The following is a 23,677-nucleotide window of genomic DNA, read 5'->3' as shown; positions in this document are numbered from 1 at the left end:
CGATCTACCGGAGACCTCATCTATTTGATCAACGACACGCCGGAACAGGCCACACCCAGGCCATCAGCCGGTCACGACTTCGATACAGGCCCTAGGGGGTGGAGTTGGCCGGTCATGACGGCGAGGGCGGTGGCGACCTCTTGCAGGCTGGCTTTGATGTAGGTCGTCGTGGCTGGTCCGGTGTTGTCAGTGTGGCCCGCGTAGGCGCGGGCGATCCCGTAGCCGAAGTGGCGTTCGACCCAGGTGAGGGTGGTGTGGCGCAGCCAGTGGGTGGAGATGCCTTGAGTGGCGACCCAGGGGGAGTCGTTCGCCGAGTCGTTTCCATAGGTGGTCGTAGCGTCGGCTGGTAAGTGGATGGCCGTCGCGGTAGCGCAGCAAGGGATCGGTTGAGAGGACGGCGCCGCGGGCTACGGCGTGGTCGACCAGGCAGTTCATCACGCAGACCGGCCGTTACGCCCCCGCGCAGAACATCTCGTTCAATGTCAGACCTCTGGATGTCGTGGACAGGACGTCATCTTCACGATCTGGCAGGCATCCCACCTCGACCAGACCTACATGTGCAGTGACGTCAACTTCGGCTGACCCACCGGAAGTTCCGGAGACCCGGCGCCGGCTCGTGCCAGCGCCGGGTCACGGCTCACGTGGTGACCGGCACGAGGGCCCAGTGCTGTTTGGCGCCACCCCAGCAGTCCCACACCATCGCCGGCGCCGGGTGGTCGAGACCGCTGCCCGCGATGTCCAGGCACCGGCCGGAGAGCCGGTTCTTGATCTCGTAGTACCCGGCGCCGATCGGGACGAGTTCCCAGTGCTGTTTGTAGCCGCCCCAGCAGCCCCACTGCATGGCGGTCGCGCCCTGGTCGTACCCCGGACCCGCGACGTCGAGGCAGCGCTGGCTGTTGAGCGGGTGGATCTCGACGAAACCGCCCCCGACGGGGAAGAGTCGCCACTTCTGGTTGGCGCCGCCCCAGCAGCGGTACACGTCGATCGCGTCGCCGTCGCCGTTGCCCGCGTTGCGCACGTCGAGGCACCGGTGCGTGAGCTGTGACTGGATTTCGTAGTACTGGTCGGCGCGCAATGTCGTCGCCGGGCGCTCCGGTGTGGCACTGGCCTGGGCCGTGAAGGGGCCCAGGCACAACGCAGCCAGCAGGAGCGTGAAAACCCCCAGACGGCGCCGTGTCTTCGCCATGTTCGTCCTCCGTTCAGCGGTTGCCGGTGATTCCGGCACTGGATCCTGCGCATTCATCGTGAATCAGCGACTTCCGGGCGGGCAGTGCCTCTTCCGCCACCTTGACCGCACGCCGGAGATGCCGTAGGCGGGCCCCTTTACACGTGGTTGCCCGCACGCGAGACTCGTTTCGAGAGGGCTGGGGAAAGGGGTGCTGTGGACGAGGCCGGTCTGTTGCGCGTGGGGTTGCGGTCCAGTCAGGCCATCGTCAACGGAGAACCGTTCGCGGCGGACCTCGCCGACGGGCTGCGCCGCGTCGTCGGCGCCGACTGCGTGTGCATCGACGTGTGCCACGACTGGAAGGTGCAGCGGCCGTCGATCACGTTGGCGGGCGAACCGGGAACCCTGACAGTGGGCGAGGTCGACCGGTGGATCAGCCTGTACCCGGACGACCCGTACGTCGTGAACCTGCTGGCGACCGGCGATCCGCGCCCGTACCGCACCAGCGACTACATGACGCTGACCCGCTTCCAGGACACACCCATCTACCGGGAGGTGTTCTCGCGGCTGGAAATGCGCCACCTGGTGGTGATGACGCCGAGCTTCACCGAACAGGACCTGGTGATGATCGGCATGACCCGGCGGCTCTACGACTTCTCCGACCGGGAGACCAGCGCCTTCCACCCGTTGCGCGACATGATCGCCGTAGCGCTCGAGTACCGGAGCAAGGTGAAAGCCATCATCGCCTCGATCAACGTCGACGACCTAACCCCACCACCGCGCCACCTCACCCTGACAGAACGCGAGAACCAGGTGCTCGCGCTGATCGCGACCGGCCTCACCAACGACCAGACCGCACGCAAACTCGGGATCAGCCCCCGAACCGTCCGCAAACACCTCGAAGGCGTGTTCACCAAGGCCAACGTACCCAGCCGCGCGGCCGCCGTCGCATGGTGGCTCCGCCAGCTCGGCCGCTAGTGCTGTGACCGGAATGGCTCGCCGGGGTGTCGCTGGGTGGTGATGTGTCATTCCGGGTTCGATGGTGGGACATCGTCGAGCCAGGTGGAGGTGCTGGTGGCCGAGCCAATGAGAGTGCGCAGGCTGACTGATCAGGAAGGTCAGCGGTTGCAGCAGATCGTGCGTCGGGGCAGCACGAACTCGGTGCGCTACCGGCGAGCGATGATGATTCTTGCCTCGGCCGGCGGCAACCGGGTCCCGGTGATCGCCAAGCTCGTGGCGACGGCCAGTACCCGCCCGACGAAACTGGACCAGCCGTTCACTCGCTGGTCGATCCGCAAACTCGCCGCTTTCCTGGCCAGCACCGGCGGTGGAGCGATCCGGATCGGTCGGGAAGCCCTGCGCTGTCTGCTCGGACGTCGTGGGATCACGTTCCAGCGCACCAAGACCTGGAAAGAGTCCACCGACCCGGAACGGGACGCGAAACTCGACCGCATCGACCATGTCCTCACCAACTTCCCGGACCGCACCTTCGCGTTCGACGAGTTCGGGCCACTCGGGATCCGCCCCACCGGCGGGTCCTGCTGGGCCGAGCGAGGCAACCCCGATCGGGTGGCGGCGACCTACCACCGCACCCACGGTGTCACCTACTTCCACGGCTGCTACTCCATCGGTGAGGACACGCCACCTGGTCCGGGTCGGCGGCCTTGCGGTCGTCCCAGGACTCGGGCAGGAACAACCGCCAGTTCACCGCCGCCGACGCCCAGTCCGTCCTGGGTGTCGGCGCCGGTGATGTGGTGCCATGGAGAAAAGTCGGCGGGTGGCGGGGATTTCAACGCTTGACCGGGCTACGCCGACGGCCTCAGGGCGTGGTCTTGACCGACGCGTTCGCCAACGGCGGACGGCGCGCCTTGATGCCGCCTTCGGCGGCGCCTGTTCCGCAGGTGCCCTCATGCGAGGACGTGGCGCTGTCGTTGAGACCGGGCCGGGCGCGGAGGACCTGAGCGGTCCTCCGCGTCTGGCGACGTGCTGACCCTACGCGGTCAGCTGTAGACCTCGAACTCCCACAGCGAGTACCCGTATCCGGTGCCGCGGGTGGTGCCGTTGATCCGCACGTACCGGCCGGTGGCGCCGAGCGCCGTGTTGTCGTCGACCCCGCCGTTGCCGCCGGTGACCGAACGCGCCGTCGTCCAGGTGGTGCCGTCGGCCGAGGTCTGGATCTGGTACGCCGAGCCGAATGCGGCCTCCCAGGTCAACTTCACCCGGTTGATCGCGTACGACTGACCGAGGTCGACCTGTATCCATTGCGGGTCGGCGAACGCACTGCTCCATCGGGTGGTCAGCGAACCGTCGACAGCCCCTGACGCCACATAGGCGCCTTCAACGCTGGATGCGGTGGCCGGACGGTTCAGCGCAAGGTTGCCCACTGGCGGCTCGGTGCCGCCGGAGGTGAAGGTGAAATCGTCGATGTCGAAAAGCGAACCGGTGGTGGCGCCGGTGAACACCAGGTACAGCTGGTGCGTTCCCGTTGGCACGGTCACCGTGCCGGTAACATCGACCCATGTCTCCCAACTGCCGGTTGGAGCGACCGTCACTGTGGACACGACCGTGCCGGTGGGCGAGCCGGCCCGTACGGTGAGCGTGCCACCGACACCGGCCGAGGCGACCCGCGCCTTGAACCCGGTGACGCCGGTGAGGTTGTAAGGCGTGAAGGAGATCCAGTCGCCGTTCTCGATGTAGCCGACGGCGTTGCCGCCGTGCGCGCTGGCCTTGGCGGCGAGCTGGACGCCGTTCATGGTGCTGTAGTGCTCGGCCTGCCGGGTTCGTGGCTGCAGTTGGTGCTGGGCCTGGACCGCTGTCCCGGTCGGCGGCGTGTACACGGCGGCGAGTACCCCGAAGATGTTCGCGGCCGCGTCGTGCTCACCGTCCACTGTGGTCTGAATCGACCCGGTGCAGCCGGTCTTGCTGGCGATCGGGTGCCCGTGACTGTCATGGCCCAACACATAGTTGACCACAACCCGGTTGCAGTCGATCGTGCCGGCGTTCGGGTCGGTGACCCGCACCTCGTAAGGAATCAGGTCACCGAACTGGAACACCGCGCCGTTGGGTGGGCCGATGATCTGGATTCCCGGCCGGCCGACACCGACGACGACACTGGCCGTCGAGGTCCGGCCGCCCGTGTCCCGCACCGTCAGGGTCGCGGTGTACTCACCGTTGGCCGAGTAGGTGAACGTCGGGTTGGCCGCCGTCGAGTCGGTGCTGCCGTTGGTGGTGAAGTCCCAGGCATAGGTGATGGCGTCGCCGTCCGGGTCGTTGCTGCCGGCCGAGCTGAACTGCACGGTCAGCGGCGCCGCGCCGGTCGACGGGTTCGCCGCCGCCTGGGCGATCGGTGCCCGGTTGCCGCCGCTGTTGTATTCGATGCGGTACACGGCTGAGTTGGCGTCGCCGCCGAACCAGGTCGTGCCGTAGTCGAGCACATACAGGGCACCGTCCGGCCCGAACTCCAGGTCCATAATCGCCGTCCCGGACCACGGAATCGGGTCTATCGCTCCGGCGGTGCCATTGGCGTTGATCGTAGCCGCCTTGATCCAGCGGCTGGTGAATTCCCCGAGAATGGCTTTTCCGTTGTACGAGGCCGGCCACTTCACATCGGAAACCAGCGAGGGATTGAAGTTGTAGACCGGGCCGCCCATCGGGCCGCCGCCACCGAGCTCCGGCCGCCACGGCCCCGCGCCGCCATAGGGCAGCCAGGCGGCCTGCGACGGCGGAAGGACGGTGATGCCGGTGTTGTTGCGCGAGTTGTTCGTCGGCCCACCGGCACAGTTGAACTGACCCAGCGACGGGCCGCTGGGGAACGTGTACTCGTAGTACGGGGTGTTGTAGTTCGAGCAATACGGCCAGCCGAAGTTGCCCGGCTGCGTGATCCGCTCGAACGAAACCGTGCCCGCCGGCCCGCGGTCGGCGATGGCCCCGCCGTCGGGGCCGTAGTCACCGAGGTAGACGACGCCGGTGGCCTTGTCCACGCTCATCCGGAACGGGTTGCGGAAACCCATCGCGTACACCTCAGGCCGGGTGTTGGGTGTTCCCACCGGGAACATGTTGCCCGCCGGGATGGTGTAGCCACCGGTTGCGCCGGGCCGGATCCGCAGCACCTTGCCACGCAGATCGTTGCTGTTGCTGGAAGTGCGCTGCGCGTCGAACGCCGGGTTGCGGTCGGCCCGCTCGTCGATTGGCGCGGAACCGGCCGAGTCGAACGGGTTGGTGTCGTCGCCGGTGGACAGGTACAGGTTTCCGGCGGCGTCGAAGTCGATGTCACCGCCGACGTGGCAGCACATCCCCCGGCTGGTCGGCACGTCGAGGATTGTGACCAGTGACGCCGGGTCGATCGTGTAGTCGTCGCGCACGGTGAACCGGGCCAGCTTGTTGACGCCGTTGAACGGGGCGAACTGTGCCGGGGTGCCGGTCGCCGGAGCGCCGCCGGCGGGGGTGCTCAGCGGTGGTGCGTAGAAGATGTACACCCAGCGGTTGGTGGCGAAGTTCGGGTCAGCCTTGATGCTCTGCATGCCCTCCTCGTCGTGTGAGTACACCGGAAGCGTCATCGCGACCTTGGTGTTGCCGTTGACGTCGGTGTAACGGACGACGCCGTTGCGGGAGGTGTGCAGCACACCCCGGTTCGGCAGCACGGTCAGACCCATCGGCTCGCCGACCTCGGCCACGCCCTTGGCCAGCGTCACCTGGCTGAACGTGCCGGCGGGCGGGCTGCCGACCGTGCAGCTACCGGTGCCCTGGGCCGCATATCGGATACCGCCGAGCAGGTGGGTGCGGAAATGGGGCTCGCTGAAGCTGGCCTGGGTGTGCCCGAGGCCGGTGTACCACGATCGTCCGCCGTCATAGGCGTGGCACCACGAGATCGGGTGGTCGGCGCCCATGCTGCCGCCCGTGTAAGTGGACTCATCCAGGTTGGCCAGCACGTGCACCGACGAGCGCGGGTTGGTGCGGTAGCTGTACCACTCGTCGGTCCGGCTCCAGTTCGCCGGAAGGCCGGCGGTCGACGGGTGGACCGTGTCCTCGATGCGTATGGTCGCCTGCTGGATCGCGGGATGGCCGGCGAAGTACGCGCCCGCCAGGCCGCCGTACCAGGACCAGTCGTACTCGGTGTCGGCCGCGGCGTGCACGCCCAGGTACCCGCCGCCGGCGCGGATGTAGCGCTCGAAGGCGGCCTGCTGGCCGGCGTCGAGCACGTCGCCGGTGGTGGACAGCCAGATCACGGCCCTGAACCTGGCCAGGTTGGCGTCGTTGAACTGTGTGGCGTCCTCAGTGGCCTCGACCGCGAAATTGTTCTGCGTGCCAAGCTGCTGGATCGCGGTGATACCCACCGGGATCGAGTCATGCCGGAACCCCGCGGTCTTGCTGAAGATCAGCACCGAGAAGTCCGGGGCGGCATGCGCCGGGGTGACGTTGAAGCCGGCTCCGGCCAGCACAAGGGTGACACAGAGCAGTACTCTGCGAAGGAACATGATTGGTTGGAACCTCTCCTGTAGAGAACAGTGAAAACGCGCGCCGATCACGTCCGGATCTTGAGCTGTCGGCCGAAACACATGGCAAGTTGGCCTTCAGGCTTCGTTACGAACTCGATTGGTAGTGCGCCGTTCGCCCGGCAAAGTGCAGGCCGGGCGATCGCTCTGCTGTCGGCCGCAAAGCCTGTAGCGGCGGCTACTGCTTGTCATGAGCGGTTCAAGCAAGCCAAGGTCGAGCGTGCATGCCTTCACCTCCTGCCAATCTTGGTGACGTAAGAGAGCGCTCTCTCCGATGGATGCGGTGGGATGAACAGACTCCCTTGCCGTCGTGAAGTGCTCATCACACGCCGACGGTCCGGCCGAGCGGCGGCTCGGGGCGCGCCGCCGCTCCCGGGCCGCCGTGCACCTATCTGCCGTAGACCTCGAAGGTGAACAGCGAATACCCGAACCCGGTGCCGCGAGCCGTGCCGTTGATCCGCACGTACCGGCCCGACGCGTTCAACCCGGTGTTGTCGTCTTCACCGCCGTTGCCACCGGTCACCGACCGTGCGGTGGTCCAGTTGGTGCCGTCGGCCGAGGTCCGGATCTGGTACGCCGAGCCGTACGCCGCCTCCCATATCAACCGCACTCGGTCGATGCTGTACGTCGCGCCCAGATCGACTTGAATCCACTGCGGATCGGAGAACGCGCTGGACCACCGTGTCGTCGCCGATCCGTCCACCGCCGCCGACGCCGGATAGGCCGCCGACTCCACACTGGACGCCGTCGCTGGCTTGTTCCGCGCGATGTCTCCAGACGGCGGGTTGCTCGGGTCGGTGCCTCCGCCGGCGCTGCCGCCGCTCCAGGAGAAGGCGCCGGTGGTCACCGTCCGCCCGGCCGGCACGTTCAGCGTGGTACCGGTGGAGAACGTCACCGTGATCGGCGAGCCGCTGACGTTTGAGGCCACGTACGTGCGGGCGCCGTTCTCGACGAACGTTGCGGTCAGCGGGTGGTTGGCCGACACGGAGGTGTCCACTGTGCCCAGCGCGGCGAGGTTGCGGACCCAGTGGAACGTGTGCGCCTTGCTTTCCCCCTCCTCGGAGGTGAAGCCGCTGTTGGCCCGGAAGTTGGCCAGCGCCGCGTCACCGTCGCCCAGCGCTTGGAACTCCCACAGGATGTCCTGCCACAGGGTCGGCGGGCCGCCGTTGTTGCGGACCAGCTCCGCGTAGTTGGTGTTCACATAGGACGGGTTGTAGCCGAGGTAGAGGTGGCCGCCGGTGATCGGCAGCATGTTGATGCCCTGGATCATCTCTGGCTCGCCGCTGAACCAAGTCGCGTACGCGCCGCCGTCGCCCCACACCATGCCGACCGTCGAATGGCCGAACGCGGCCGGGAAGTTCTCGTCGGCCGAGTCGAACCAGTACTCCTGGATCGCGGCGGCCTGGGTGGTGTAGAGGAAAATACCGGCGTCGCGAACAGCCGTGTTGCCGGTGGTCTGGCCCCATTGGATCAGTGCGTTGGCGAAGTTCTGGCCCTCCGAGGAGGACTCCTGGTTGTTGCCGGAGCCGAACGAGCCGTGTCCTGAGGCCCAGTCGTGACCAGCGTAGATATCGAAGTCACGCAGGTACGGGAAGCGGGTGTCGTTGCGGTCGTAGTTGTTCGCGTCCCGGATGAGCAGGTCGATCATGTTGCCGTACTGCCCGGCCGAGGCCCATGCAGGGTCGAACTTGGCGAGCGTCGCCGCCGCCGCGATGAAGTATCCGTAGTGGAAGTGGTGGTCGTTGAGCTCCTGGTCGGAGCCGTACGACGCGGGGTAGCCGATGAGCGTGCCCCAGTTGGCGTTGTAGTAGAACAGCTGGCCGGTCTCGCCGGACGAGGCGGTGAGCCAGTTGTTCAGCCGGTTGCGGATCGCGGTGAGCGCGCTGTCGCGCACTGCGGTGTTGCCGACCTGGTCGGCGATCTCGGCGATCCGGGCCGCGCGGCCCAGCCCCTTGCCGGCCCAGTAGGTGTCGGCGCCGGACGGGCCTTCCGGGCTGCCCTGCACGGCGGCGAGGTAGTTGTTGAGCGTGGTCAGGTCGGCGCCCGCGCTGTCGGCGACCGCCGGCACCTCGGGCAGCACACCGAGGAACGTCATCTGGGTCTGGAAGCTCGGCACCCCGATGAGCGTCCGCATGGCACCCCGCGCCGACGTGTACGTCTCCGGGATGGGTGAGCCGGCGCTCAGGTACCGCCCCTGGTGCGGGTACAGGCTCACGACGGTGCCGCTGGCGCTGCCCTCGCGGGGCGTGGTGGTGAACGCGTACGTCGAGGTCAGCCCGTTGTTCGCTGGGTTGTATGCGTAGGCGATCCGGGTGCCGGTGACGTGCGCGTGCGCGTACTGCCCGTACCGGGTGGCGAGGTCGGTCCGGTTGCCGCCGTTCGGCAGCAGGGCGACGGAGAAGTACCCGCGACCGGCCAGTGTGGATGTGATGGTGCCGCCGCTGACCGTCCACGTCGCACCGGTCGGCGCGTACGCCACGTAGTCGCTGCCGCCGACTGTGAAGCCCAGCGTGGCGCCGCTGTTGAGCCACACGCTCGGCGTGCCGGCCGTGGTGATCTGGGCGTTGCCGCCGGTCGCTTCGAAGTACGCGAACGGCAACCCGTGCCCGATGGTCGCGCGCAGCGTGCGGGTGCCGTCGGTCCAGTACGGCGAGACGGTCCAGTCGCTCCACCCGTCGACGCGCACGACAGGCGCGTTCAGGCCGGCGACGCCGACCAGGATGTCCTGCGCGTACGGGTAGTGGTACTCGCCGACGGTGGTCGGCGTGCCGCTGATGGTCGGCGTGGTCGTGTACGAGAATCCGAGGCCGCCCGCGAACGTGTCGTACGAAATTGGGTGCGCGTGCAGCGGAAGGCCGTACGCGCAGTCCGAGCGCTTGAAGACCAGCGACGACCACCAGTCGTTGGTGGGCACGGCAACGGCCGGCGCGTTCGCGGTCAGGAACTGGCGCGGGTTGCTGGAGATGGTGCCGCAGCCGGACGGCAGCTCCCGGCCGGCCGGGAGCGTCTCGGTGTAGCTGCCCGAGCCGACGGGCTCCGCGTCCGCGGCCGGACTGGCCGCGATGGTGATGACTCCACTGGCGAGGATAGCGACCGCGCCGGCGGTCAGCAGGCGAATCCGCTGCCGCTGGCGCGGTCGCTGAGTCGTGGGCGGCGGTCCGGCTCTCATCGTGACTCCTACAAGTCGGGACGGTGCGCGCCCTCATGGGGATGGCAAGCCTGGAGCGCACTGCGACCGCCGGCTGGGAGAGCGCTCTCCCAGCCGAACCAGAGTGACCGGTGTCACTAGCTGATGTCAAGAGTGTTGCCGGACGATCGCCACCCTTGAGACAACGACGCGCGCACCGTCTTCATCGCTGAGCCGGTGCGCGCGAACTCGCCGAACAGATCCTCTACTGCGCGGCGGGCCTGCTCATCGGGGGCCTTGACGATCAGGGCCTCGTCGTCGTACACCTACCCGACCGCCAGCGGGCGGCGCGGCCCACCGGCCAAACCACTAGTTGTTGCTGGACATGATGTTGGTGACGGCTGGTAGGGGCTGAGACGAGGGGACGGGTCTTTCGGCGGCAGGATGAGAAGTACCACCAACTCATTCGCCGAGCAGAAAGACCCGTCCGATGCTCCACCGTAATGCCCCGTTGTCCGTGGAAGGCCGCCGCCGTCTCGTGGCGCGGTGTCAGTCCCGTCCGGTCGCGCATGTCGCCGCTGAGATGGGGATCTCGCGGCAGTGCGCGAGCAAGTGGGTTAACCGTCACCGCAAGTACGGCGATGCTGGTCTGCTGGACCGGCCCAGCGTCCCGCACCACCAGCCCACTGTCACGTCTGGGCAGGTCGTTGTGCGGATCGAGGCCATGCGCCGGCAACGCAAATGGTCAGCCCGCCGCATCGCACTCGAGTTGGCCGGCGAGGGCATCACCGTCTCGGTCCGCACCGTGACCCGGCACCTGGCCCACCTCGGGTTGAACCGGCGCCGGTTCCTCGACCCCACCGGCGAGAACAACCGCGAGCCGCGCCGCATCCACGCCCGCTGGCCCGGTCACATGGTCCACCTCGACGTGAAGAAGGTCGGTGTCATTCCCGACGGTGGTGGCTGGCGGGTCCACGGCCGCGGCAACGAACAGGCCAAACAGTCCATTCGAGGCCGCAAACGCGGCGGTCGCGCCCGCTACACCTACCTACACACCGCGATCGACGGGTTCTCCCGCCTCGCCTACACCGAGGCCCTGCCCGACGAGCAGGCCCGGACCGCGATCGCCTTCACCCACCGAGCCCGCGCGTTCTTCGCCCGCCACGGCATCCAGCATGTCCACCGGATCGTGACTGACAACGGCGCCTGCTACCGCGCCCGCGACTTCGCCACCGTGCTCCGCGGCGCTCGCCACCAGCGCATCACGCCCTACACACCTCGCCATAACGGCAAAGTCGAGCGCTATCACCGGATCCTGGCCGAGGAATTCCTCTACGCCCACGTCTGGACCAGCGAACAACACAGGTCAGCAGCGCTGCAGGTCTGGAACGTGCACTACAACTACCATCGACCACACACCACCGCCGGAAACCAGCCACCCGTCACCCGGCTCCACACCGGCGTCACCAACGTCATGACCTCATACACCTAGCCGTTGATGGGCAGTCCGGCGTTTCTCTGCCCCGCGGCCGAAGACAGTGATGGTCAACGGGGCGGCCCCACGAAGTGGACCTCGGGAAACGACATCGGCCGGGAGCCGAAGGTGATCGCCGCGCCGCCGCGACCGGCCGGCGCGAGCTGCGTCCACTACCAGGCCGGCGACGGCCTGCTGGACCTCGGCCCGGACATCTACCAGCTCTGTTTCGTCGACGACGTGCTGATCTCGAAGAACCGGCTCGAACGAGCGTAATGCGATGATCCAGGTAGTGGTGGCCGACGACGAGCCCATGGTCCGCGCCGGCATCCGGGCGATATTGGCCACCGACGGCGGCATCGAGGTCGTCGCCGAGGCCGCCCACGGGCACCAGGCCGTCGAACTGGTACGCGCACACCGTCCACACGTGGCGCTGCTGGACATCCGGATGCCCGGCCTCGACGGCCTGGCCGCTGCCGACGAGATCGCCGCTGTCGCACCGGCGACGAAGGTCATCATGCTCACCACGTTCGGCCAGGACGACTACATCGCGCGTGCGCTCGGTGGCGGCGCGGCGGGGTTCCTGCTCAAGGCGGCCGACCCGCGCGAGCTGATCGCCGCCGTCCACGCCGTCGCCGCCGGGGCCGCGTTCCTGTCACCGGCCATCGCCCACCGCGTCATCCGCGACTACCGCACCATGGGCGCCTCGGCAACACAGGCACGGCAGCGAGCAGCGACACTCACCGAACGGGAACGCGACGTCCTGGCACTGCTCGGCGCCGGACGCTCCAACGCCGAGATCGCCCACACCCTCCACATCGTCGAGGGCACGGTCAAAGCCCACGTCAGCTCCATCCTCGACAAACTCGGCGCACGCAACCGGGTCGAGGCCGCCATCCTCGCCCACGAACCAGGGCTGAGCTGAATCGCTTCGCGCGGCCGCAACGCGCCGGTCGTCGTGCGCCGTTACCCCAGTACGGAAGGGCACCAGGTGGACGATGCGTTCTCGACATGCACTCCCCCGGTGCGACCCCGGTCTCGTCACTGTCGATGTCGTCTGCGGGTCGAAGCCAGTGCCGCTGTCATCGCGGCGCGCTTGGTGCCCCGCGGGTCGTGGACACCATGTTGTCTCGGCCGTCGAATGATTCCACCGGTCGAGTGGTGTCCATGGTGTCGAGCCGGGTTACTCGCCGTGCGAACCGGGCCCAGACGGCGTTCATCTCGTCGGCAAGGGCGTGCGGTGCCTGGTCGCCGATCAACGTCACGGCTTCGGGGTGTCGAGGGTGTCGAACACGAACGGCAGCTCGGTGGCGTACGGCGTGGAGCCCGGCGATCGGGGACGGCCAGTGAACTCGTAGACGTGGCTGGTGGCACTCTTGACGTCAATGGTCCATTACTGAGGCGTGCAATAAAGACGGTAGCCGTTGCGGTCTTTGTGGCTGTCATTGTCGCAATGATAAGGAGCGGCGCGAACGGCGGCGGGCCGTATCTTCCATATTTCTAAAGGAATGTCGTGATCGTTGTAATCTAGGGATCGCTATTCCTGTTGATAAGGCGACGGTCGGATCGGTATCCGATGTCCGGAAATTAGGCTCTGACAGCGCGCTTGCACGGTCCACCGTAGGAGCTTTCCAGTGCGATGACCGTTCCGACCTCGCCTTCCTCAATAAATGACGATGCGCTGGGCGGCACCCGTACACGGTCTCCGATCGCAGTGGAGTCGTCGTCGATCTCGTAGGTAGGGTCGAAGGGCATCCCGGTCAGCCTGACTACGATCCGCTTCATGTAAAAAGTCCTTCTAAATAAGGCGAGCTAAGATCACGTGGCAGTCGTCAAAGCTTGGCGACGAATGTTCGGCCAGGTCATCCTATGCGGCCGGGTCGCTCGCGGCGATCGTGCTGCACTCGGTGCCGCCATTGGTTGTGTTCGCGGCGGCCGAGGCGATCACGGATCTCCGGGACAAGCTGACCGAGGCCGTGATGGTCGCAAGTCGTCATGGCCTTCCGCCGAGGCGAAACCGCCAGCCAGCGGGCGATGTTCGCTCTGACCGGCCTGGTGTCCATCGCCTTCGGCGTGGTCCTCGTGCTCCGGCCGAACGCCGGCGCCGTGGCCATGGCCCAGGTCTTCGGACTGTTCAGCATCATCTTCGGCATCTCCGCACTCGTGACCGGCTACGCGCCGCGATCGTGCCAGAAACCGAACACCGACAGGCACGCCGACCGGGTTGCCGAGCAGGTGACGGCCGCGGCGATGAACCCGTGCTCGGCGCCGCGCTCGCCGGGCTGTCCAGCGGCGACCGGGACGTCCTGCTCCTCGTCGGCTGGGAGCGCCTCTCCTACGAGGAGGTGGCGCAAGCCCTCGACATCCCCATCGGCACCGTTCGCTCTCGTCTCAATCGCGCTCGCAAGCAGGTCCGTGCCGCGCTCACCGTGAAGGAGTCCGCCGACCGTGGATGAGATGACCCAGCGCAGGAACGTGGTCGACCAGGTCCCCTGCCGACGGTGACCGACCTCGCCCCGGCGAGGGCGCGTCTGGTGGCCGGTCTCACTGCCGAGCAGCCTCAGAAGAGCAGGAAGAGGCTGATTCTCTCTGCCGCCACCGTCGTCGGGCTCGCCGCTGCCATCACCGGCGTCGTCGCGTTCGGTGGTCTGGAGTCCGTCGGGGTCGCGCCGCCCGAGGCCGAGGCCGCGGCGTTTCTCCACGAGGCCGCCGACGCCGTCCGTGTCCTTCCCACCACCCCGCCGCTGCCCGGCCAGTTCGTCTACAGCCGCAGCGTAACGACCGAGGGGCCCGCGAAGCCTGGCACTCGGCCGATGGCGAGCACGACGGGATGATCCGGCAGCAGGGGGAGGACATCCCGCTGCCCGGCTGCGTGGATGGTCGCATGCGGGTGATCCGCGGCGACTACGACATGGGCACGACCGAGCCCTGCCGCCCGTCGCCCGCCTACCGCCGTCTGCCGACCGACACCGCCGAGATGCGCGCCTACCTGGAGGGCAAGCCGAAGGACTTCGACATTCTGCTCCACCGGCTCCTCGGAGTCGGCCCCGCGCGAGGCCGTCGGACAGCAGGCGCTCCGCCCGGTCGATGCGTGCGGCCACCACGTCGGGGGTCGCGTCCGGCCCCGGTTCGTCCACCAGGTCGTAGACCCAGCGGGCGAACCCGTAGAGCGCGCGCACTGCTGGTGCGGGGCGAGCAGCCGGGTCGCGAGGAAGTAGGTGCGGCCGTGGGTGGCGTTGAGCACCCCGGACACGCAGGTAGGCGGCACGCAGGGCAGGCTCGGTGATCCCGGCGGCATCGAGTCCGCGGTGGCTCATCGGGTACTCACCAGTCTCCTCCTCTGTGCTCGTGATCCGGTCATGCGCTCAGCCGTCGGCCGGTCGGAGATCAACGCCGTGAGCACCCGACCGATGCGTCCTCCTACGGCCCGCACGAGACCTCCTACTTGTCCCGGTCGCCGCACAGGTCGGCGAGGTGGGAAAGGCGCTGCCGCACCCCGTCGGGTAACGCGACGTTCGCGAACGCGGTCCTGCCGTCCCGCAGCCGCCGCTCGATCAACCGCTCGGCCTGCTCCCGGGCGCCGGTCGCCGCGATGATCTCGAGGTAGGTGTCCACATCGGACTGGCGCAGCTCCGGCAGCCGGTCGAGGCGGGCGAGTTGCCTCCTGCGCGCGGTGTCCGCCCCTTCCCTGGCGAAGACCAGCACCGTGGCCGCCTTGCGCGCCATCAGATCCTCGCCGACGGGCTTGCCGGTGGCGGCCGCCGTGCCGAACAGGCCGAGCGCGTCGATCACGGCACGGTGTAGTTCCCGGACTTCGCGCGCGCCACGGCACGCACGTCCTGCAGCACCAGTTGTCGGCGAGCGTCGTTCACCAGGTCGCGGAGCTGGCCGACCGCGAGGTCGCTGCGCATCCGGTCGTAGCGGGGGATCGCGCGGGACAGCGCCGCGGCCCCGACCCCGCTTTCGCGCAACATCTGCTCCGCCCACACCAGGCACAGGTCACCGGCGAGCACCGCGGCGGACTCGCCGAACCGCGATGGCGAACCGGCCAGGCCCTGCCCGCGGTGCCAGTCGGCGAAGACCACGTGTGCGGCCGGCCTGCCGCGGCTCAGCGGGGACTCATCCATGACGTCGTCCTGCAGCAACGCGAAGCAGTGCAGGAGTTCCAGGCTGCCCGCGGCACGCACGGCCGCCCGCGCCGTTGCCGCCGCGCAAGCCCACCCCGCGAGCGCGAACGCGGACCGGACGTCGGGGACGTCTGGGGTCGAGTGGCCAGCTCCGCGGGCAGCACGTCATCGGGGCACGGCGGTATCGGTTGTGTGTCGGTCGCGAAGGTCACGGATACTCCTTCCCGAGTCGTTGAATCTTGGCCGCGGCGAATGTGCGCCGGGACGCGAAACCGGCGCGACCGTCCATACACTGACGGTATGGACGTGCCGGTCGCTTCTCCGACAGAGCGTTTCGCCGACTCCGCGGCGCCGCGGGACGCGGTGTCGTGGTTGATGCACGAGCTGGCGGTGGCGACCTCGCGGTACGACGTCGCCGTCAGTGCGCAGCTGGCGGTCAGCGCCACCGACTTCCTGGCGTTGAAGTACGTGCTGATGAGCGAGGAGCCACTGGGACCGGCCCGCCTCGGTCAGCTGCTGGGGATGACGTCGGGAGCGGCCACGACGTTGGTGGACCGGCTCGAACGCGCCGGGCACCTGGAGCGCCGCCCGCACCCGAGCGACCGGCGCCGCAAGGTGCTCGCCGTCACGGCGAGCACGCACGAGCGGATTCTCGAGGAACTCCACCCGGTCGCGTCGGCGGTCGACGAGTTCGCTTCGTCGTTCCCGCCGGCGGAGCTGCGCGTCCTGCGCCGGTTTCTCACCGGCACACTGCACATCCACCGCTCTGCCGAGCCGAGTGGGGGACCGTTGACCCGCGACCACGGGTACACCGAGGACTGACGGGTTCACCGGCTGGTGCGTCCACTTCGGACAGCAGCGCCCAGGTTGGCGAGGCCGAGCAGCGCGATGGCGGCCACCGCGGCACGCCGCTCCCGGCCAGCCTTCAGCAGGATGCCGGCGAGACCCCACCCGGAGGCGGCGGCGAAGGGCAGGTTGCCGTGGTTGCGCCTGGCCTGGACGCCGAGCAGGGCCGAGGCGCCGGCCAGCAGGCCGACCGCCCGCCTCGTCTCCCCGGCTCGTCGCGGGCGGCCGCGGTGCACGTTGGCCGCTGCCTCGACGTTGGCGGCCGTGGCCACCGTCAGCCAGCCGGCGAGCGGGCCGACCAGCGCGGCCCTGGCCCGATCTGCCGGGTCGGCTGCCGTGCTGCGCTCGACGGCGACCGTGGCCGAGGTGGCGGCCACGCCGATCAGCGCGACGCTGAGCGCGTCCAGGCGGCGGAACTGGGAGTTGAGGGTCCACAGCGAGTTGAGGGCGAAGGTCAGCGCCACGAGCGCGTCGGGCGTGCCGGTCTCGCGGCGAGCGGCGCCGCGCAGGCGGACGAGCGGGTAGGCCAGGCTCGTCGCGAAGAGTGGTCCCCAGATCGCGAATGCTCCCGGCGGTGGGGTGAGGGGTCCCTCCGGCGGCCGTGCCTGTTCCTCCTCGGTGCTGGCGCGGCGAACCAGTCGGGGTAGCACGGGCAGCGCGGCCTGTGCGGCGGCGAGTGCCGCGAGCAGGCCGAGGTTCAGCGTGGGACGGCTCATGGGGTGTCCTCTCTGGCGGAACGGGCCGCAACTGCGCGAGGGGCTCGGATACCCACGCGCGGCGGTGCGACGCGTCGGGCCGAACGCGGCCGTCGGCGGGGCGATCGGGGCGGTTCCCGGGGCCGCAGCTCAAGGGAGATCGTTGCCCAGCGAGGAATCGGCCCGCAGGAAGGTGTGCGGCGGTCAGGGCGACGTGCCGTCCGGCAGCGCCGGTGGCTCCGGTCACCGGCACGGTCGCCGCCCGCTCCGGCGGGGAAGCCGGGGGTTGCCACATCACGTGAACCGATCCTACAGTGTCTCGAATATCAAGCAACTTGAATTTAAAGGCACCTTGTGGAGCTTCAGTCGAACGAGGACACCGGACCCGTGGCCGCCGACCGCTTCCACAAGCTGCGCTGGGTCGGGCTCGTGGCCATCGCCTTCGCGATCGGCCTGGTGATCGTCGACATCACCATCGTCAACGTGGCGTTGCCCGTGATCGTGGTCGACCTGGGGGTCGATGCGACGACGGCGCAGTGGATCCAGGAGGCCTACACGCTCACCCTGGCCGGTCTGCTGCTGCCCGCCGGGCGCATCGCCGACCTCGTCGGCAGGCGGCGGCTCCTGCTGATCGGCCTGCTGGTGTTCGTCGCGGGCAGCGTGCTGGCCGCCCTCGCGGACAGCGGGACCGCGCTCATCGCCGCGCGGGTGGTGCAGGGCGCGGGTGGCGCGACCATCCTGCCGACCACGCTCTCCCTGATCAACGCGACCTTCACCGGCCCGCAGCGCGCCACGGCGTTCGCGATCTGGGGTTCGACCATCGGCGCCGTCTCCGCCGTCGGCCCGCTGGCCGGCGGGTGGATCACCAAGGCGCTGTCATGGCCGTGGGTGTTCTGGGTCAACCTGGTGATCGGCATGGGGGTCGCGGTGGTGATCGTCGTCACCGTGCGGGAGTCGCGGGACGAGGACGCGGCGCGCGGCCTCGACCCGGTCGGCCTGGTGCTCTCGGCGGCCGCGTTCGTCGGCATCGTGTTCGCGCTCGTCGAGGGGCGCGACCAGGGCTGGTGGCTGGCGCGGGACCCGAGGGACGCACTGGTCGCCGAGTTGTCCCCGGTGCCCGTCGTCCTGATCGGTGCCGTGCTGACGCTCGCCGCGTTCGTCGGGTGGCAGGTACGCAGGCGCGGGCGGGGACGGCCGGTCCTCCTCGACGTCTCGTTGTTCCGCATCCCGACCTTCGCACAGGGCAACTTCGTGGTGTTCGCCGTGGCCCTTGGACAGCTGGGGCTGCTGTTCGTTCTGCCGCTGTGGCTGCAGAACGTGCTCGGCTACTCGCCGCTCGGGAGCGGTGGCCTGATCGCCGCCATCGCGGTCGGGGCCTTCGCGGCGGCCGGGGCCACGCCGCCACTCGCGCAGCGGCGGGGTGCGGTGGGGGTCGTTCGACTGGGTCTGGTCGCGGAGATCCTCGCGCTCGCCACGCTGGCGTTCTCGGCGAGCCAGGACACCTCGGCGTGGGTCATCGTGCCGCTACTGGTCGTCTACGGCTTCGGGGTCGGCACGGTCGACGCGCAGCTGCCCAACTTCCTGCTCTCCTCGGTGCCCGTGTCGCAGAGCGGACAGGCCGCCGGCGTCCAGAGCACCGCCCAGGAGGTCGGGTCCGCGGTCGGGGTGGCGGTGCTCGGCACCGTGTTGTTCTCGACCCTCGCCTCGCACGCCACCGAACAGCTCGCCGCCGCGGGCCTCGCCGGCGAGGAGCTGGCCTCGCTCGCCGGCCGGGTGGTCACCAGCGCGGGGACGCTCATCCCGGGCATCGAGGACCCGGAGCTGCGGGCGGCGGGCGAGGTCGCGTTCTCGGCCGCCACGCGGGACTCGATCCTGTGGGGCACTGCCTTCCTCGTCGTCGCCCTCGGCTCCACCGCGTTGTTCCGCTCCCATCAGAAGGACGGAGACAAAAGATGACAGCCTTCGGTTCGGCCGCGTCCTGGCAGCTGAGGCCCTTCGACGCGGCCCGTGCACCGAACGCGGACCTGCACCGCGCGCTGGTCGCCGAAGGGCCGGTGGTCGCGGTCGATGGCCCGCTCGGGTGAGACCGCCTACGTGGTCACCGATCCGGCCGCGGCCCGCGCCCTTCCGGCCGCGGCCCGCGCCCTTCTGACCGACCCGCGCTTCGTGAAGAACCCGGGCTTCGCACCATGTTCCTGGCTGGGCAAGGTGATCTCGCTCGAACCGGCCTACGAGGAGCAACGTTCCATCACCACGGCGGACGGTCCGCGCACCTGCTGCTGCGGCGGATGCAGGCCCGGCTGCTCTCCCCGGCTGCTCTCCCCGGCCGTGGTCCGGAACCAGCAGTCCCGGATCGAGGGGATCGCGCGGACACTGCTGGCGGAGATCGACGCCCGCTGCCGGCAAGAGAACCGGCCCGCCGACCTGATGCGGGAGTTCTGCTACCGGTTCCCCCTCACGGTCATCGGTGGCATCCTCGGCGTCCGGGACAGCGACCTGGACGACCTCATGGCGGTCAGCACGCGAAGCGCGCACGCCTCGGCCGAGGACCGGGTCGCGGAGATACTCGTCGAAAGGGCTGCGCCACTTGTCCCCGTCGGCAAGGGGAGGGTCAGGCGCTGACGGCTGTAGCCGATGTGTCGGCGTCTTCGGCTGGTGCGGTCGTCTTCGTCGGCGCGGTCGGCGTCACCGCTGATGAGGAGTTGGTGACGGCGTTCGCTGTCGTGCTCACCTCGTCGGCAATGCCAGCGTCACGTTGCTGATCTCATCGAGGCCGCGACGATAGCGGTCGACGATCCGGAGACGGCTGTGGCCTGCCTTGTTTGTTCTGGGACTCAGCCTGTGCTTATAGGTGAACGAGGTGAGGGATCCCCGGGTGCGACCGTGCCCTGCTGAATGGACTGGTCTGTTCGGGTGGTGTCGACCCTTATGACGTCAGGAGCTTCGAGGGTTTGCGGTCTCCCGGACCGAGTCCACGTGAAGGAGTCGGGATGGCGGTGTTGGGCGGTAGGGCGTTCGTGTCGGCAGTCGCGGGTCGGCGTCGTGGTTCTCGACTGGATTCCGGTTCGGTAGCGCAGGTTGGGTTGCGTTTCGCGTTTTATGGGCGGATGTCGACGAGTGAGTTTCAGGATGCGGTGACGTCGCGGGGGTGGCAGCGGTCGGTGTCGGAGGAGTTGGTCGAGGGTTTCGGCGCCATCGTGGTGGAGTTCTTCGATGAGGGGTGTTCGCGTCGGTGGTCGTGGTCGGATCGTCCGGCTGCTGCAGCGTTGCTTGCGGCTGTTGCGGACCCGGGTCGTGGGTTCGATGCGGTGGTGGTGGGGGAGTACGAGCGCGCGTTCTACGGTGATCAGTTCCGGCAGGTGGTTGCTCGGTTGAACGCGGCAGGGGTGCAGGTGTGGTTGCCGGAAGCGGGTGGTCCGGTGGAGTTGGGTAGTCCGGTGCATGAGGCGTTGATGGTGTTGTTGGGTGCGCAGGCACAGCGTGAGGTGGTGGGGTCTGCTCAGGGTTTGGTTGACACCTCATCTGTGAGGCTTCGGCCTCGGTTGAGAGGATGTCATCGTGCCCAAGCCCTACCCGCGTGAGTTCCGTGACGACGTGGTCGCTGTGGCTCGTCGTGGTGAGACACCGTTGAGGCAGGTCGCGAAGGATTTCGGGATCTCCGAGTCCTGTCTGGCCAACTGGCTGCGCGCTGCCGACGTCGAGGACGGTGCTCGGCCTGGCGTGACCCGCGAGGAGTCCGCTGAGCTACGCGAGTTGCGTAAGCGCAACCGTCTGCTGGAGCAGGAGAACGAGGTGCTGCGTAAGGCCGCTGCCTACCTGGCGCAGGGCAATTTGCCGGGAAAATAGTGTTCCCGCTCGTCCGTGAACTGGCCGCGGCCGGCGCACCGATCAGGGTGCCGGTCGCGGTGACGTGCAGGGTGCTGGGGATCTCCCGGCAGGCTTACTACCAGTGGGTTCGTGATCCGGTCTCCCAGCGGGACTGGGACGACGCGCATCTGATCAACGCCGCGCTCGAGGTCCACGCCGACGACCCGGCCGACGGGTACCGGTTCATCGCCGACGAACTCGCCCGGCGCGGGTTCGCCGCGTCGGAGAACCGGGTGTGGCGGATCTGCTCGATGCAGCAGATCTTCTCGCTGCACGCCAGGAAAAGAGGGCGTTCCCGCACGGCGGGGCCGCCGGTGCACGACGACCTGGTCCGCCGTGATTTCACCGCTGACACACCGAATACCAAGTGGCTGACCGATATCACCGAGCATCCCACCGGCGAGGGCAAGCTGTATCTGTGTGCGATCAAGGACTGGCTACTCCAACAAGATCGTCGGATACTCCATCGCCTCGCACATGAGAGCCGCACTCGCTCTCACGGCGCTGCGTAACGCGATCGCGCTCCGCGACCCGCGCGAGACCATCGTCCACTCCGACCGCGGAGCCCAGACCAGGTTCAACTGGTCGTCGCAACACCGCTTATTTGTGCGAGAGTAGCATTTCGTTCAGTGTTTCGGCTGGTGTTTTCCAGCTGAGTGTCTTGCGGGGTCTGCTGTTCAGTGCTGCGGTCGTCACTCCAGATGAATCCAGACGACGTTGACAAGGTCCAGGGATCGCTGCGTTCGGCGACCCACTGCCGGTGGTCCGACGAAGAAGAAGAGGTTTTTTGGACTAAGATCGCCCGACCGTGGTTCGCCGATGCATCGGCGCTGTTTACTGTGACCCGAACCTTCATTGGCGGAAGCATCCACCCCTCTGGCGGAGACGTATGGGCGTTCGCCACATCAGGCGAGTATTTGGTGATGATCCATGCACACTTGGTCACGCTGGAGACAGTGGCCGAGGTCTACCCGCAAATTGTCGCGGAATTTGACCGCGAGTTGGACACGGCGTTCCTGCAACCGAATGAATCAGTCGGTGGTTGCCGTCCCGTGAACCTCGCCATCGCGAATCTGCCGTCGACCAAGTTCTCCATCGATATACTTTCCGAGGTGCAAGCTATACACGATTTGGCTTGCCGCGCAGACACCCAACATGTGCGGGGCGCCGTACCACAGGGACTGATTATCGACAACGGATTCGTTGCAGACGAGTTATCCGATTTCGGCCGTCAGGCCGGCCTGGAGAAAGTCCTTGAATCCCGTGGAATTTATCGACACGGTGCGGTGAGGTACCAATTCAACGATTCCGTAGTGGTGTTCTCCACATACCGCAACGATTATTCCTTGTGGGACGCCTATGTGCGTCAGTGCTCGACGGCGACAGGGCGGGCGGCGCAGCAATGCGGACCCGATCCCTACGGTCCGCTCGGCGGCACGGATTGGCACGACCTACTTTCCGAAGAGGGGTGCGCAGCGGACGACACATCCTCGACGATTACGGAGGCGCATTTCCAGGATCTCACCGGCGACGGATATCCCGACCCGGTGCTGTTAATCGCCTGTACCTTGAGCGATGATGGCATATGGGAGGATGTGCGGGTCTACGACGGCCGTTCTCCATCTGATTCGCCGCGGCTGATGCAGTCGTTTGGAGACTATTTTTACTCTCTGAGACCGTACCGCATGACGCTCGCCTCTGACACGCTCACGGTCGTGTCAAGCCCGGGCCCGGAGGACACCGGGCCTACTTCGGAGTTGACCGACCGGTTCCAGTGGAATGGTGAGGCGTTCGTATTCCTGTCGCGGGAGGCCGTGCTGGACTGAGTTTCGACTCCCCTCCCTGGGATCCGGAGGGGAGTATCGCGATGACGTCCGCGCTTGACCTGCTCCACCGTGCCCCCCACTATCTGCCACGTCCTCAACGACCAACGCCGACAGTCCGGAAACACGGTCCGTACAAGGGAATCGACATCCATCACGAGACCATGACCGGGAACGGCTACTCGACGTCACCACCGACCACAGGACAGAGCCGAACGTTTGACAGACTCCGCTTCGAATGAGCGGCACGGTGTGTACCGCCGACACGCTGGAGAACAGCATGGCCGTCGATAGACAGTGCTGATTCGTGGTCGAGCAGGTCAGGCCGTGTGTGATAGAGGTCGATGATCGTTTCAGACACGGGGACTTCCTACCGTGATCGGTTTCGTCGACCTGTTAGTGGTGAACGACGCCGCCGAGCGAAGTGTCGGCGGGATGCTGGAGCGGTCGAGAGCGATCTTCACCGGGAACACTCACCAAGAAGACGCTGTCATCGAGCGGCAACTGCGCCGCGCACGTGGGGATGCGGAGGCCAGTGCGGCCCTGTGGCGGAGCAGGGCGCAACTGTGGCTGACGAGGCCAAGCGCACCCTCTACAGCAGGCTCGTGACTAGCCTTCCGGCAAACTCGCCTGACTATGACGGCCCCCACCCGCAACGGACCTTCTTCCACCTCTACCACTCGATCTTCAAGGCGAACATCCCCGACCTGCCCGCTCTGTTGCCCGAGGTATTGGGTGCACTGGGATCCTCAGACTATTCGCCTTCGCGGGAAGGACGCACTGTTCCGGTTCCGCATGGACTTCCTCCTCCTGCTCCCGAACCACAGTCGAGTCGTGATCGAGGTCGATGGCCAACACCACTACGCGAAGGAAGGCCGCCCTTCCCCGGCCGTCTACGCCGAGAACATGCGTGCCGACCGCGACCTCAAACTCAGCGGTTATGAAGTCTTCCGCTTCGGCGCCGACGAACTACAGGACGAGCATCACGCATACCCACGCGTCACCTGGGACGTGTGACCGCGAGCCGGCGAGGTCGGTCGCCTCGACCGTCCCGGCGGCGG

General features: G+C 67.7%; 20 protein-coding genes and 4 pseudogenes. 16 read left to right on the top strand and 8 right to left on the bottom strand.

The features are described 5' to 3' along the window. Positions 1 to 637 precede the first annotated feature (637 nt). Positions 638 to 1,186 carry an RICIN domain-containing protein gene (locus FHR82_RS44485; protein ID WP_184816745.1) on the bottom strand — a complete coding sequence of 183 codons (549 nt, stop codon included), beginning with the start codon at positions 1,184 to 1,186 and terminating at the stop codon, positions 638 to 640. A gap of 195 nt (positions 1,187 to 1,381) precedes the next feature. Between FHR82_RS44485 and FHR82_RS47905 the strand changes: the two genes are divergently transcribed. Together FHR82_RS47905 and FHR82_RS44475 are read left to right on the top strand one after the other, a co-directional pair. Continuing rightward, complete coding sequence (locus tag FHR82_RS47905) at positions 1,382 to 2,143, top strand: helix-turn-helix transcriptional regulator (RefSeq protein WP_221465094.1); 762 nt, start codon at positions 1,382 to 1,384, stop codon at positions 2,141 to 2,143. 84 nt (positions 2,144 to 2,227) lie between these two features. Further along, the gene (locus tag FHR82_RS44475) at positions 2,228 to 2,965 is read left to right on the top strand and encodes a helix-turn-helix domain-containing protein (RefSeq protein ID WP_221465093.1); all 738 of its coding nucleotides are present in this window, start codon (positions 2,228 to 2,230) and stop codon (positions 2,963 to 2,965) included. A 200-nt stretch (positions 2,966 to 3,165) separates the two neighbouring features. Here FHR82_RS44475 and FHR82_RS44470 read toward each other — a convergent pair whose 3' ends face one another. The 3 genes from FHR82_RS44470 to FHR82_RS44460 form a co-directional block, all read right to left on the bottom strand. Beyond that, on the bottom strand, positions 3,166 to 6,639 hold the full coding sequence (locus tag FHR82_RS44470) for a ThuA domain-containing protein (RefSeq protein ID WP_184816744.1): 3,474 nt from the start codon (positions 6,637 to 6,639) through the stop codon (positions 3,166 to 3,168). Between the two features lie 406 nt (positions 6,640 to 7,045). Then, a complete protein-coding gene (locus FHR82_RS44465) occupies positions 7,046 to 9,826 on the bottom strand; it encodes a glycosyl hydrolase (protein ID WP_184816743.1) in 2,781 nt (926 codons plus the stop codon). Positions 9,827 to 9,942: 116 nt separating this feature from the next. Further along, positions 9,943 to 10,110, bottom strand: coding sequence for a hypothetical protein (locus FHR82_RS44460; protein ID WP_184816742.1), 168 nt, complete (start codon positions 10,108 to 10,110; stop codon positions 9,943 to 9,945). Between the two features lie 164 nt (positions 10,111 to 10,274). Between FHR82_RS44460 and FHR82_RS44455 the strand changes: the two genes are divergently transcribed. From FHR82_RS44455 to FHR82_RS44435, 6 genes and pseudogenes are all read left to right on the top strand, one after another. Beyond that, positions 10,275 to 11,276, top strand: a complete 1,002-nt coding sequence (locus FHR82_RS44455; RefSeq protein ID WP_184816741.1) for an IS481 family transposase — start codon at positions 10,275 to 10,277, stop codon at positions 11,274 to 11,276. A 111-nt stretch (positions 11,277 to 11,387) separates the two neighbouring features. Next, on the top strand, positions 11,388 to 11,534 hold the full coding sequence (locus tag FHR82_RS44450; RefSeq protein ID WP_184816740.1) for a hypothetical protein: 147 nt from the start codon (positions 11,388 to 11,390) through the stop codon (positions 11,532 to 11,534). A 4-nt stretch (positions 11,535 to 11,538) separates the two neighbouring features. Beyond that, complete coding sequence (locus FHR82_RS44445) at positions 11,539 to 12,183, top strand: response regulator transcription factor (RefSeq protein WP_184816739.1); 645 nt, start codon at positions 11,539 to 11,541, stop codon at positions 12,181 to 12,183. Positions 12,184 to 13,253: 1,070 nt separating this feature from the next. Next, a pseudogene (locus tag FHR82_RS48245) lies at positions 13,254 to 13,427 on the top strand (DUF308 domain-containing protein); the annotation flags it as partial. Positions 13,428 to 13,516: 89 nt separating this feature from the next. Beyond that, the gene (locus FHR82_RS47900) at positions 13,517 to 13,714 is read left to right on the top strand and encodes an RNA polymerase sigma factor (protein WP_311771594.1); all 198 of its coding nucleotides are present in this window, start codon (positions 13,517 to 13,519) and stop codon (positions 13,712 to 13,714) included. A gap of 45 nt (positions 13,715 to 13,759) precedes the next feature. Beyond that, on the top strand, positions 13,760 to 14,092 hold the full coding sequence (locus FHR82_RS44435) for a hypothetical protein (RefSeq protein WP_184816738.1): 333 nt from the start codon (positions 13,760 to 13,762) through the stop codon (positions 14,090 to 14,092). 213 nt (positions 14,093 to 14,305) lie between these two features. Here FHR82_RS44435 and FHR82_RS47160 read toward each other — a convergent pair. From FHR82_RS47160 to FHR82_RS47150, 3 genes and pseudogenes are all read right to left on the bottom strand, one after another. After that, positions 14,306 to 14,575: pseudogene (locus FHR82_RS47160) on the bottom strand (phytoene/squalene synthase family protein); the annotation flags it as partial. A 124-nt stretch (positions 14,576 to 14,699) separates the two neighbouring features. Next, positions 14,700 to 15,050 (bottom strand): polyprenyl synthetase family protein, encoded by a 351-nt coding sequence (locus FHR82_RS47155; RefSeq protein WP_225943831.1) that lies wholly within the window; start codon positions 15,048 to 15,050, stop codon positions 14,700 to 14,702. Beyond that, positions 15,047 to 15,481 (bottom strand): annotated as a pseudogene (locus FHR82_RS47150) (polyprenyl synthetase family protein); the annotation flags it as partial. The pseudogene FHR82_RS47150 and the gene FHR82_RS47155, both read right to left, overlap by 4 nt. A 204-nt stretch (positions 15,482 to 15,685) precedes the next feature. Here FHR82_RS47150 and FHR82_RS44425 point away from each other — a divergent pair. Then, on the top strand, positions 15,686 to 16,207 hold the full coding sequence (locus tag FHR82_RS44425; RefSeq protein WP_184816737.1) for a MarR family winged helix-turn-helix transcriptional regulator: 522 nt from the start codon (positions 15,686 to 15,688) through the stop codon (positions 16,205 to 16,207). Between the two features lie 5 nt (positions 16,208 to 16,212). On the opposite strand, the gene FHR82_RS44420 is transcribed toward FHR82_RS44425, so the two are convergent. Continuing rightward, complete coding sequence (locus FHR82_RS44420) at positions 16,213 to 16,947, bottom strand: TspO-related membrane protein (protein WP_184816736.1); 735 nt, start codon at positions 16,945 to 16,947, stop codon at positions 16,213 to 16,215. 333 nt (positions 16,948 to 17,280) lie between these two features. Here FHR82_RS44420 and FHR82_RS44415 point away from each other — a divergent pair, with 333 nt between their 5' ends. The 7 genes and pseudogenes from FHR82_RS44415 (at position 17,281) to FHR82_RS47135 (ending at position 23,633) form a co-directional block, all read left to right on the top strand. Then, positions 17,281 to 18,882, top strand: a complete 1,602-nt coding sequence (locus tag FHR82_RS44415; protein WP_184816735.1) for an MFS transporter — start codon at positions 17,281 to 17,283, stop codon at positions 18,880 to 18,882. After that, complete coding sequence (locus FHR82_RS47145; RefSeq protein WP_260418216.1) at positions 18,879 to 19,010, top strand: hypothetical protein; 132 nt, start codon at positions 18,879 to 18,881, stop codon at positions 19,008 to 19,010. The genes FHR82_RS44415 and FHR82_RS47145 overlap by 4 nt, the downstream gene beginning before the upstream one ends. After that, positions 18,994 to 19,548, top strand: coding sequence for a cytochrome P450 family protein (locus FHR82_RS44410; RefSeq protein WP_184816734.1), 555 nt, complete (start codon positions 18,994 to 18,996; stop codon positions 19,546 to 19,548). The genes FHR82_RS47145 and FHR82_RS44410 overlap by 17 nt, the downstream gene beginning before the upstream one ends. A gap of 368 nt (positions 19,549 to 19,916) precedes the next feature. Then, entirely contained in the window at positions 19,917 to 20,507 is a 591-nt protein-coding gene (locus FHR82_RS44405) for a hypothetical protein (RefSeq protein ID WP_184816733.1), read from the top strand. Beyond that, positions 20,485 to 21,369 (top strand): annotated as a pseudogene (locus FHR82_RS47140) (IS3 family transposase); the annotation flags it as partial. The gene FHR82_RS44405 and the pseudogene FHR82_RS47140, both read left to right, overlap by 23 nt. A 125-nt stretch (positions 21,370 to 21,494) precedes the next feature. Beyond that, a complete protein-coding gene (locus FHR82_RS44390; protein WP_184816731.1) occupies positions 21,495 to 22,619 on the top strand; it encodes a hypothetical protein in 1,125 nt (374 codons plus the stop codon). 633 nt (positions 22,620 to 23,252) lie between these two features. Next, positions 23,253 to 23,633: a DUF559 domain-containing protein gene (locus FHR82_RS47135; RefSeq protein ID WP_225943832.1), complete on the top strand. Its 381-nt coding sequence runs from the start codon at positions 23,253 to 23,255 to the stop codon at positions 23,631 to 23,633. The last annotated feature ends 44 nt before the right edge of the window (positions 23,634 to 23,677 follow it).

It is taken from the genome of Actinophytocola algeriensis, assembly GCF_014203735.1.
In the GTDB taxonomy this organism is placed as follows: Bacteria; Actinomycetota; Actinomycetes; order Mycobacteriales; family Pseudonocardiaceae; genus Actinophytocola; species Actinophytocola algeriensis.
This window is presented reverse-complemented; position numbering and strand designations above follow the sequence as displayed.

What these genes read in the sequence shown, in the direction of transcription:
- FHR82_RS44485 (WP_184816745.1), bottom strand. Translation starts at nt 1,186, where the DNA reads ATGGCGAAGACACGGCGCCGTCTGGGGGTTTTCACGCTCCTGCTGGCT.
- FHR82_RS44470 (WP_184816744.1), bottom strand. Translation starts at nt 6,639, where the DNA reads ATGTTCCTTCGCAGAGTACTGCTCTGTGTCACCCTTGTGCTGGCCGGA.
- FHR82_RS44465 (WP_184816743.1), bottom strand. Translation starts at nt 9,826, where the DNA reads ATGAGAGCCGGACCGCCGCCCACGACTCAGCGACCGCGCCAGCGGCAG.
- FHR82_RS44455 (WP_184816741.1), top strand. Translation starts at nt 10,275, where the DNA reads ATGCTCCACCGTAATGCCCCGTTGTCCGTGGAAGGCCGCCGCCGTCTC.
- FHR82_RS44445 (WP_184816739.1), top strand. Translation starts at nt 11,539, where the DNA reads ATGATCCAGGTAGTGGTGGCCGACGACGAGCCCATGGTCCGCGCCGGC.
- FHR82_RS44425 (WP_184816737.1), top strand. Translation starts at nt 15,686, where the DNA reads ATGGACGTGCCGGTCGCTTCTCCGACAGAGCGTTTCGCCGACTCCGCG.
- FHR82_RS44420 (WP_184816736.1), bottom strand. Translation starts at nt 16,947, where the DNA reads ATGAGCCGTCCCACGCTGAACCTCGGCCTGCTCGCGGCACTCGCCGCC.
- FHR82_RS47145 (WP_260418216.1), top strand. Translation starts at nt 18,879, where the DNA reads ATGACAGCCTTCGGTTCGGCCGCGTCCTGGCAGCTGAGGCCCTTCGAC.
- FHR82_RS44410 (WP_184816734.1), top strand. Translation starts at nt 18,994, where the DNA reads ATGGCCCGCTCGGGTGAGACCGCCTACGTGGTCACCGATCCGGCCGCG.
- FHR82_RS44405 (WP_184816733.1), top strand. Translation starts at nt 19,917, where the DNA reads ATGGCGGTGTTGGGCGGTAGGGCGTTCGTGTCGGCAGTCGCGGGTCGG.
- FHR82_RS44390 (WP_184816731.1), top strand. Translation starts at nt 21,495, where the DNA reads ATGAATCCAGACGACGTTGACAAGGTCCAGGGATCGCTGCGTTCGGCG.
- FHR82_RS47135 (WP_225943832.1), top strand. Translation starts at nt 23,253, where the DNA reads ATGACGGCCCCCACCCGCAACGGACCTTCTTCCACCTCTACCACTCGA.